The following is a 6,556-nucleotide window of genomic DNA, read 5'->3' on the forward strand; positions in this document are numbered from 1 at the left end:
GTATACCACTTAACAAGAAAAAAGGATATATTTTAACTTAACCGGTAATGAATATGGTTGTTCATGAACCCACTATTAAAAAACCTACAAATCCACATTACAAAAAGCACCCTGTCAACGACAGGGTGCTTTTAAATGCTTTGTGACCTGTTACTAGTCTTTCTTTTCGCGCTTGCTGGCGCATTCCTCGCAGGGGCAGTGATAGCAGTCGCCAGTTTCTTCGTAGTCCTTGCCGCTCCAGCAGTAGGTGCAGAGCTGGTCTTCGGGGAGCCCGATGGCGTGAATCACGTCGTCGATGCGCTGGAAGGCAAGCGTCGTGAGGTTCAGCTTCTTGCGGATGTATTCGACCATGTCCTTGTAGGGTTGGCCATCCGGATCGGTGTACTTCTCGATTTCTGCGTTCTCGCCTTCCTGGTCGCGGATGTAGCGGCGCGTAATCAGGTCGTACTCGTTCTTGGAGCGCGAGAAGTTGATGAACTTGCAGGGGTAAACGAGCGGCGGGCATGCGATACGCATGTGCGTTTCTTTACAACCAAGTGAATAAAGCTTCAAGGCCTGCTTTCCGAGCTGCGTGCCGCGCACGATGGAGTCGTCGCAGAATACGAGACGGCGGTCCTTGATGAGGCCCGGGATGGGAATGAGCTTCATGGAGGCCACGCGTTCGCGCTGTTTCTGGTCTTGCGGCATGAAGGAGCGGGCCCAGGTGGGCGTGTACTTCACGAAGGGGCGCGCGAACTTGATGCCGGCCTCGTGCGCGTAACCGAGGGCGTGCGACGTGCCGGAATCCGGAATACCGCAGGCGGCATCGGCTTCGGTGGGGGTGCGCTTTGCGAGCGCGGAGCCACAGCGGTAGCGTGTCATTTCCACATTGCGGCCTTCGTAGCTCGAGGCGGGGTAGCCGTAGTAGACCCAGAGGAACGAGCAGATTGCCATTTTCTTGCCGGGCTTGACGAGCGTGATGTCGCCATCGGGCGTGAGTTCCACGATTTCGCCCGGGCCGATGTCACGAACGTGTTCGTACCCGAGGTTGTGGAGCGCGCAGCTTTCTTGCACGGCAATCATCGAGCCTTCTTTTTTACCGAGAACGATGGGCGTGCGTCCCCAGCGGTCGCGGCTCGCGAAGAACCTGCCGTCGCTGTCCATGAGCAAGATAGAGCAGCTGCCCTTCACCTTCTCGTGGACGTACTTGAGGCCGTCGACAATCGAGTCGCGGGTCGCGATGAGCGCGGATACGACTTCGGTCGGGCCAACCATGCCGCTCGTCGTGGAGTACTGGAGCTGCATGCAGTTGTTCTTGAAGAGTTCGTCCTTCAGTTCCTCGATGTTCGTGAGGAGGCCCACGGTGACAATCGCGAATGTCCCGAGCTTGGAGGTCATGACGAGCGGCTGCGGGTCGGTGTCAGAGATGACACCGATGCCCACCTTGCCGGAGAACGCAGCGAGGTCGTGCTCGAACTTGCTACGGAACGGCGTGTTCTGGATGTTGTGGATGGAACGGTGGAACTTGCCACTGCCGTTCAAGACAGCCATACCGCCGCGGTGTGTACCTAGATGTGAATGGTAGTCTGTCCCGAAAAAGAGGTCGCTTACGCAATCTTCCTTAGAAACAACACCACAAAAGCCGCCCATATAGATCTCCTTGAGAAAAGGCCTGAATTTTACGAAGACAAAAATAAAAAAATGATGGCCGAACTGTCCTTTTACTCTCCGAGGCAGTTGTCCATCGCGGCGATAATCTTCTTCTTGTCCATGTGCTGGCCAATGAAGACGAGGCGGATGATGCGGTCACCGTACTTTTCGTCCCACACCTTTACGAGGTCGGGGTTCTCGCGCAGCAGGCGCTTCTGCTCTTCTTCGCTTTCGCTGGCGAACCAGGGCCCGAAATTCTGTGCGGAAGCCTGCTTGCCGGCCTGCTCGAACAGGTAGCTGTTGTTGCGTTCGTCCTCGAACCACACGAGGCCCTTGGTGCGGATGATGCTCGTGGGGTAGTTGTCAAGGAACGTCTCGAACTTGTCGCGGACAAGCGGGCGGCGGCGTTCGTACACGAACGTGCTGATGCCGTACTCGTCGCCATGCGGATGGTCCTTGTCGTGGTGGTGGCCGCAATGGCACACGCCGTGCTCGTGGTCGCAGTGGCTATGGTCATCATGCTCGTCGTGGTCATCATCATGGTCGTGGTGATGCTCGTGTTCGTCGTGGTCATCATCGTCGTCTTCGGGCTTCGTCTCTTTCATGAGTTCCTTGGCCCAGGCGGCGGAGTTCCCGACCTTCTCGAAGTCGAACTGCTTGGTATCGAGGATGTCCTTCATCTCGACCTTGCCGTAGTTCGTTTCGATCATCTTGGCTTCGGGCTGGAGCGCGCGGACAACCGCCTTCACGTGCTCAAGGTCGTTCTTGCTGATGGAATCGACCTTGTTCATCACGATGGTGTTGCAGAACTCAATCTGCTGGATAAGGAGGTTCGCGATGTCTTCTTCTTCGAGGTCGTTCGAAAGCAATTTCTGGCCGCCGGCGAATTCGTCGGCGAGGCGGGCCACGTCCACCACGGAAACGACGTTGTCGAGGTGGCAGGCGAGAGGGCGTCCGTCGCGGCTCTGCAGCTGGCTGCCCGCCATGCAGATGGTCTGCGCGATAGGCACGGGCTCGCAGATGCCGCTTGCCTCGATGAGGATGTAGTCGAACTTGTTCATCTCGAGGAGTTCGGCAATCTGTTCCAGGAGGTCGGTCTTGAGGGAGCAGCAGATGCAACCATTGGAGAGCGGCACAACCTTGCCGGAATCTTCCTTCGTGATGTTCCCGCCCTTCTCGATGAGCGTCTGGTCGATGTTCACTTCGCCGATGTCGTTCACGATGACGGCGACGTGGTAACCCTGCTGGTTGTTGAGGACAAAGTTCAGGAGGGTCGTCTTTCCGGCTCCGAGGTAACCGGTGAGCAGCGTAATAGGTACAGATTTCATTTTCATATCCTTCGGATGAATTTTCTTTTGTTTAAAAAGGCCGCAGGCCCTGGAGCCGACGGCCTGGAAATACGTTTTGCGCGAACAGCGGTCGCTCTGTGAGCGACAAGCGCCTGGTATTAACTAGGCGCGGTCGCGAGAGTGAGCGCAGACCGGAGAATAATTCCCCGAGTCTAGCGCGAACGGTCGCTTTACAGTTCCGGCTTCTTGCCGGTGAGGCGCACGAAGATTTCTTCGTACTTGGCAAGCGTGTTCTTCACGACGTCTGCCGGGATTTCCGGACCCGGGTAGGTCTTGCCCCAGTCGAGAGTTTCGAGCCAGTCACGCACGTACTGCTTGTCGAAGCTTTCCTGGTTCTTGCCCACCTGGTACTTGTCGGCCGGCCAGTAGCGGCTGGAGTCCGGCGTGAGCACTTCGTCGATGAGCACGGTTTCGCCGTCGATTTCACCGAATTCGAACTTGGTGTCGGCGAGGATGATTCCCTTGCTGGCAGCGTAGTCGCGGGCCTTCGTGTAGATGTCCAACGACATGCTCTTGAGTTCGGTGGCGACCTTTTCGCCCACGATGTCGAAGGTCTGTTCAAAGCTGATGTTCTCGTCGTGGCCAACGTCGGGCTTGGTGCTCGGCGTGTAGAGCGGAGTCTCGAGTTTCTGGCAGAGCTGCAGGTTGGAGGGGAGCACGTGACCGCAGATGCGGCCAGTCTTCTGGTAGTCCTTCCAGCCGGAACCCACGATGTAGCCGCGCACGATGCATTCCACGGAGTGGCGCTTGGCCTTCTTCACGATCATGGAACGGCCGCGCAGGTAGTCGGCGTGCTTCTTGAGCACTTCGGGGTATTCGTTCACGTCGGCGGTGATGAGGTGGTTCTTCATGCCGAGGTGCTTGAACCAGAACAGCGAAAGCTGGTTGAGGATTTTGCCCTTACCAGGGATCGGGGTGGGGAGCACCACGTCAAAAGCGGAAAGACGGTCGCTGGCGACCATCAGGAAGCTGTCGCCCAGGTCGTACATGTCGCGTACTTTGCCCTGGTGGAACAGCGGAACTTCGGTAATGGGGGTATCAAATTTTAAGCTCATAGTGGCCGTAAATTTAGCAAAATTTGCGCCATTCGGGCATGTTTTGAGTTGCAAGTTACTAGTTACTGGCTAATTGTTAAATAGGATTCCGTGTGATAATAATGTTTTTTACTTGCGTTCAGGCCGGAAAAGTGTATTTTTGGATTAGGAGATATGGGATTATGAAAAAACTTGGTGCGGCTTTAGTCACAGTAATGCTTGTTGCGGGGGCATCTCTTGCTGCCCCGTTCAACCCGGCTCCGCGGAAAATCGACAACGGGGGAGATTCGCTTACGGTTATTGTCGTGGGCGACGAGCGCTTCTTCTACGTTACCACGGAATCGGGCGACCTGCTCGTTCAGGGGAAAGACAACCTGTACTACTATGCCGACCAGGACGGCCTCCCCACGAAGGTAAAGGCCCGTGATGCCGATGCACGTGGCTCCGTTGCCCGCGATGCAGGCGGTTCGGCGCTCGAAGGGTCGCGTCCAGGTGCATCGAGGGCGAGGCAGTTCCGGCCCGCCGTGAACCGCGAAAAGCAGATGGAGGCCTACCGCAGGCTCCACCCGGCGAGGGTAATGCCGCAGGATACCGCAAAGGCGGAACGTGCCCCGTGGGTCCCGACCCGGGCGAGGAATTCCTCGGATGCGGGCAAGCGCGCCCTGCTCAAGATGGTCTCGCCGAACGGGTTCGTGAATGGCGAGAATCGCTTTCCCGTTGCCTTCGTGGAATTCGGGAGTGAGACGAACCTCGATTCGACCTCCATGTACAACAGGTTCAACAGGGAAGGCGACACCAAGGGCGGCTATGTGGGCTCGGTGCGGGACTATTTTCACGACCAGTCGATGGGAGTATTCACGCCCGGCTTCGACCTCTATTTCGTGAAGGTGAACGCGAACCTTGCCGACTATATCAAGAAGGAAGCGTTCTTTGTAAAGCTCACGATAGATGCCATCAAGCAGAAGTATCCGTCGTTCGATGCCCGCCGGTACGATGCCGATAACGACGGCGAGGTGGACATGCTTGGCGTGATTCATGCCGGGCCGACTTTCTATTCCAATAACGTATCGTTTGGCGGATTCCATTACCAGCTGAAGTACAGGAACAACGGCGATGTCGGCGTTCAGGATGCGGGCAACGGGAAAAAGTTCAACCGTTACCTGGTTATAAGCCAGAAGTCCGACCTTTTCCCGTCTTTTCTGCACGAGTTCAGCCATTCCATGGGGCTCAAGGACCACTACTGCGTGCACGGGTGCCACAATTCGAGCGACTATACCGATTCGCTCTACCAGTCGCCGGGAGTGTATTACTGGGACGTGATGGCTACGGGGATGTATGCGAACAACAGCGTCTCGCCGCCCGGGTATAGCGCGTTTGAACGCAATTTCATGGGTTGGATGGACTATGTGGAGCTGGACCCGTCGGTGGATGTGACGGCGATTCCGCCCCTGAATACGAGCAACGTTGCCTACAAGGTTCCGGTTCCCTCGACCGAGGACGAATGGTTCGTGCTGGAAAATCGCCAGCTTACCGGCTGGGATGCGAAGCTCCCGAATCACGGCCTGCTCGTGTGGCATATCGACTACGATTATGACTCGTGGTTCAACAATACCCTGAACGATAATCCTGCACATCAGCGTGTCGACGTGGTGGAAGCGGGCACTATCAAGGTGCCGGACTACAGCGGCGGATTCAGGGCGAAGAATTTTGTCGACGACCCGTTCCCGGGCTCGCAGAAGGTGACCAAGCTGGAACGGTTCCCCGCGTGGAAGAACTCCGTGTCTTTCGGGCTGTTCTCTATTACCGAGAAAGATACTTTGGTCTGCTTCGCGACGCGGAGCGGCGTGCGGGTAGACAACTGCACTTACGGCGCGGAATCCAGCAGCAGTGCGGTTTCGAGCAGCAGTTCCGCGAATTCCTCCTCCAGCGTCACACCGCAGTCGAGCAGCAGCGAGACAAGTGTGTCCAGCAGTAGCGGGCTTATCGAATCGAGTTCTGCGACGACGGTTGCATCGCCTGTGCACGGTGCGGGAACGTTCCGCCTGCGGGTTGAGGGTTCGCGCCTGCATGTCGATGCGCTTGTAGCGGGCGAGAAGTTGCTCCAGGTGTTTGACCTGCAGGGGAACTTGCTTCTCCAGGACCGCCTTGCGGGCGAATCTATGGAGTATGACCTGGCCCACTTTGGGCATGGCGCGCGTGTTGTACGCGTGTCGGGTGCGAGCGTTTCGGCGGTCCGTGCAATCCGCCTGAAATAAACGGTATTTATAAATGCCGGAGGAGGGACCTGCCTGTTCAGGCTGGCTGGCCTTTTGTGCTCCCGGCCTTTCGTATATAGAACAATGTGTTGCATATAGATATAATTTGTGATAAATCTTATTGAAAATGCTAAAAATATCTAAAAAATTTAATTTTTGTTGCATAAGATTATTGACTTTTGAAAGTTTTAGATTGGACCATGCAGGAGTTTAATAAGAGGGTAGCATAAGCTACTATATTCATTGCGCAACCCCAAAAAGGTAAAACAATGGCAAAAGTCAACTACAA

4 protein-coding genes are annotated in these 6,556 nt (G+C 55.9%); 1 reads left to right on the plus strand and 3 read right to left on the minus strand.

Annotation, left to right across the window (positions count from 1 at the left end; all coding sequences use genetic code 11):
* Positions 1–153 precede the first annotated feature (153 nt).
* From BUB22_RS15715 to BUB22_RS15725, 3 genes are all read right to left on the minus strand, one after another.
* Entirely contained in the window at positions 154–1,629 is a 1,476-nt protein-coding gene (locus tag BUB22_RS15715; RefSeq protein WP_073116608.1) for an amidophosphoribosyltransferase, read from the minus strand.
* 71 nt (positions 1,630–1,700) lie between these two features.
* Positions 1,701–2,957, minus strand: coding sequence for a CobW family GTP-binding protein (locus BUB22_RS15720; protein ID WP_073116614.1), 1,257 nt, complete (start codon positions 2,955–2,957; stop codon positions 1,701–1,703).
* Between the two features lie 191 nt (positions 2,958–3,148).
* The gene (locus tag BUB22_RS15725) at positions 3,149–4,033 is read right to left on the minus strand and encodes a phosphoribosylaminoimidazolesuccinocarboxamide synthase (RefSeq protein ID WP_073116610.1); all 885 of its coding nucleotides are present in this window, start codon (positions 4,031–4,033) and stop codon (positions 3,149–3,151) included.
* A 161-nt stretch (positions 4,034–4,194) separates the two neighbouring features.
* Between BUB22_RS15725 and BUB22_RS15730 the strand changes: the two genes are divergently transcribed.
* Positions 4,195–6,267 (plus strand): metallopeptidase domain-containing protein, encoded by a 2,073-nt coding sequence (locus BUB22_RS15730; RefSeq protein ID WP_139259056.1) that lies wholly within the window; start codon positions 4,195–4,197, stop codon positions 6,265–6,267.
* Positions 6,268–6,556: the final 289 nt, after the last annotated feature.

The sequence above is a fragment of the Fibrobacter sp. UWCM genome (assembly GCF_900129735.1).
Classification (GTDB): domain Bacteria; phylum Fibrobacterota; class Fibrobacteria; order Fibrobacterales; family Fibrobacteraceae; genus Fibrobacter.

Coding starts and splice junctions, on each gene's coding strand:
- BUB22_RS15725 (WP_073116610.1), bottom strand. CDS start 4,033: ATGAGCTTAAAATTTGATACCCCCATTACCGAAGTTCCGCTGTTCCAC.
- BUB22_RS15715 (WP_073116608.1), bottom strand. CDS start 1,629: ATGGGCGGCTTTTGTGGTGTTGTTTCTAAGGAAGATTGCGTAAGCGAC.
- BUB22_RS15720 (WP_073116614.1), bottom strand. CDS start 2,957: ATGAAATCTGTACCTATTACGCTGCTCACCGGTTACCTCGGAGCCGGA.
- BUB22_RS15730 (WP_139259056.1), top strand. CDS start 4,195: ATGAAAAAACTTGGTGCGGCTTTAGTCACAGTAATGCTTGTTGCGGGG.